Origin of the sequence: Nocardiopsis chromatogenes YIM 90109, assembly GCF_000341185.1 — a bacterium.
In the GTDB taxonomy this organism is placed as follows: Bacteria; Actinomycetota; Actinomycetes; order Streptosporangiales; family Streptosporangiaceae; genus Nocardiopsis_A; species Nocardiopsis_A chromatogenes.
In genome coordinates this window covers 1-3,212 of record NZ_ANBH01000156.1, presented here as the reverse complement: position 1 = coordinate 3,212, position 3,212 = coordinate 1, and the positions used below count along the sequence as shown (strand labels likewise).

Below are 3,212 nucleotides of genomic sequence, written 5' to 3'. Positions count from 1 at the left end.
TGGCACGGGCGTGGCGCGGGGTGGTCGAGGAGTCCCGCGACCGCCTCCCCGTCACGGCGAACACCCCGGTCGTCACCCTCCAGGAGGGCGGCACCCCGCTGGTACCGGCGCGGCGGGTGTCGGAGCTGACCGGCTGCGAGGTCTTCCTGAAGGTGGAGGGCCTCAACCCCACCGGCTCCTTCAAGGACCGCGGCATGACGATGGCCATCAGCAAGGCCGCCGAGGACGGCGCCCAGGCGGTCATCTGCGCCTCCACCGGCAACACCAGCGCCAGCGCCGCCGCCTACGCGGTGCGCGCCGGCATGACCTGCGCGGTGCTGGTGCCGCAGGGCAAGATCGCCATGGGCAAGCTCGCCCAGGCGCTCGTGCACGGCGCCAAGCTGCTGCAGGTCGACGGCAACTTCGACGACTGCCTGGAGCTGGCGCGCAAGCTGTCGGTGGACTACCCGGTGGCGCTGGTCAACTCGGTCAACCCCTACCGGCTGCAGGGCCAGAAGACCGCCGCCTTCGAGGTGGTCGACGCCCTGGGCGACGCCCCCGACGTGCACTGCCTGCCGGTGGGCAACGCCGGGAACATCACCGCCTACTGGATGGGCTACCGGGAGTTCGCCGACGACGGCCCCGCCACCCGCACCCCGCGCATGCTCGGCTTCCAGGCCAGCGGTGCCGCGCCGATCGTCGGCGGCGAGCCGGTGCGCTCCCCGCGCACCATCGCCACCGCCATCCGCATCGGCAACCCCGCCTCCTGGCGCACCGCCGAGCAGGCCCGGGACGCCTCCGGCGGAGCCATCGACTCGGTCACCGACCGGCAGATCCTGGCCGCCTACCGGATGCTCGCCGCCGAGGAGGGCGTCTTCGTGGAGCTCGCCTCGGCCGCGAGCGTGGCCGGTCTGCTGCAGAGCGCCGAGGCCGGGATGGTCGAGCCCGGCTCCCGGGTGGTGTGCACGGTGACCGGAAACGGCCTGAAGGACCCCGACTGGGCGCTGGCCGGGGCCTCGTCGGCGACCACCGTCCCGGTGGACGCCCGCGCCGCCGCGGGCGCCCTGGGCCTGGCGTGAGCGCCGCGCCCGCCGGGGTGCGCGTGCGCACCCCGGCCACCAGCGCCAACCTGGGCCCCGGGTTCGACGCCATGGGCCTGGCCCTGGACCTGCACGACGAGGTCGAGGCGCGCGTCCGCGACGACGGGCGGGTGCGGGTGTCGGTCGAGGGCGAGGGCGCCGGGAAGGTGCCCGTGGGCCCCGACCACCTGGTCGCCGCCGCCTTCCGCGCCGCCTACGAGGCCGCGGGGGAGCGGCCCCCGGGCGTGGACCTGCGCTGCCGCAACGCCGTCCCGCACGGGCGCGGCCTGGGCTCGTCGGCCTCGGCGATCACCGCCGGGGTGGCGGCCGCCGCCGCCCTGATGGGGCGGCTGGGCCCCGGCGGGGACATCGACCGGGACTGGGTGTTCGGCACCGCCGCCGACATCGAGGGCCACCCCGACAACGTGGCCCCCTGCGTCCACGGCGGGTTCACCCTGTCCTGGGGCGGGCGCGGCGCCTGGCGGGCGCTGCGCCTGGAGCCCGACCGCCGGCTGCGGCCGGTGGTGTGCGTCCCCGACGCGGAGCTGTCCACCGAGGCCGCGCGGGGGCTGCTGCCCGCCGAGGTGCCGCACGCCGACGCCGCGTTCACCGCGGGCCGGGCGGCGCTGCTCACCGCGGCCGTTTCCGGCCACCCCGAGCTGCTCCTGGAGGCGACCGAGGACCGCCTGCACGAGCGCTACCGTGCCGCCGCCATGCCCGAGAGCGCCCGTCTCGCCGCCGACCTGCGCGGACGTGACGGCCTTGCCGCGGTGGTCTCCGGCGCGGGTCCCACCGTGCTGGTGCTCGCCGCCGATGGGGGCGCCGGTGCCCGAAACGCCCCAGTGGCGGGCGATGTGGGGCAAATCCATCGGGAAGCGGTTGATTCGATTCGCGCCCGAACGGGTACGGGTTGGCACATACGCCCCTTAGCAATCGATCCGGCTGGGGTGCGGATCAGTTCTCCCCGTTCATTGACCAGTGTCGAGGAATAGCCTTGGGCTCCGGTGATGTTAGGCTGGTCGTAGCACCAGATGCCCCGTTGCGGGGCGTGTGCTCATCCGCCACAGGGACCTCCGCGTCGGCTCCGTGCGAGCGCCGCAGCGCGCTCCGCCCGGGACGCGGCCCGGCCCCCGTGTCGAGCTCACGTCGCCCCCGCGGCCCCGCCCATCCCACCGAGGCGTCTTCCTCGCCCGGCGAGAGCGACAGAACGGTCCGCGGGACGAACCATCGAGCTCACCGCCCCGACGTCTGGCTGTACCCAGAGCCCGCCGCGATTGGGTAAGGGCGCCGACCGACGGTTCCCGACAACCACGTGGGGCACGCCCGACCCGGCCCCCGCCGGTTCGCACCACCGGGCCGGCCGTTCTTGACATGACAACGGCACGAGCCCGCTCCTTGGGAAGGACCCTTAGTGAGCGACACCACCGAACTCCACACGGACGCGGCGGTCAGCACCAACGACGATTCCACCGCGCCCGCTGCGGATGCCGGCGACGGCGCGGCACGCGCCGCCAAGGGCGCCACGGCCCGGTCGCGGGCCGGCTCCGGCGCCACCGGGCTGTCGGCGCTCAAGCTCACCGAGCTCCAGCGGCTCGCGTCGAGCCTGGGCATCACCGGCACGGGGCGGATGCGCAAGAACGACGTCATCGCCGCCATCGAGGCCAAGCAGGGCGGCCCGGTGGCCACCCCCCAGGCCGACCGGAAGGACGCCCCGAAGGACGCGCCGAAGGACGCCCCTGAGAAGGGCTCCGCCGGAGGGCCCGCCAAGAAGGGCCGGGCCACCGGGGGCGGCGGCAAGGGCGCCGAGAAGAGCGCCGAGCAGGACGGCCCCAAGGCCGACAAGGACCCCGCGGGCCGCGGTCGCCGTTCGGCGCGGCGGCGCTCCGACGAGGCCGAACAGGCCCCGGCGGCCGCGGAAGCGACCGAGACCCCGACCTCCGCGAGCAGTGTGAAGACCTCCAGCACCTCCCAGAAGAGCGGCTCCGACGGCGGCGAAGGCCGCAAGCAGGGCCGCGAGCGCCAGCGCAACCGCCGCAACCGGGGCGGACGCGAGGACGGCCCCGCCGACGGCCACGGCGACGGCGGCCAGCAGCAGGGCGGCCAGCAGCACGGCGGCTCCGGCGGCCAGGGCGGCCGGCAGAACGCCGACGACGA

The 3,212-nt window shown here is 75.6% G+C and carries 3 protein-coding genes; all 3 read left to right on the top strand.

The annotated features are described in order from the left end of the window. Positions 1 to 1,058, top strand: a 1,058-nt coding sequence (thrC, locus tag D476_RS0116480; RefSeq protein ID WP_083939544.1) for a threonine synthase, incomplete at its 5' end; no start/stop codon positions are given. Further along, on the top strand, positions 1,055 to 2,050 hold the full coding sequence (thrB, locus tag D476_RS0116475) for a homoserine kinase (RefSeq protein WP_017625035.1): 996 nt from the start codon (positions 1,055 to 1,057) through the stop codon (positions 2,048 to 2,050). The genes thrC and thrB, both read left to right, overlap by 4 nt. A gap of 419 nt (positions 2,051 to 2,469) precedes the next feature. Then, positions 2,470 to 3,212: Rho termination factor N-terminal domain-containing protein (locus D476_RS0116470; RefSeq protein WP_017625034.1), on the top strand; the 743-nt coding region annotated here is incomplete at its 3' end.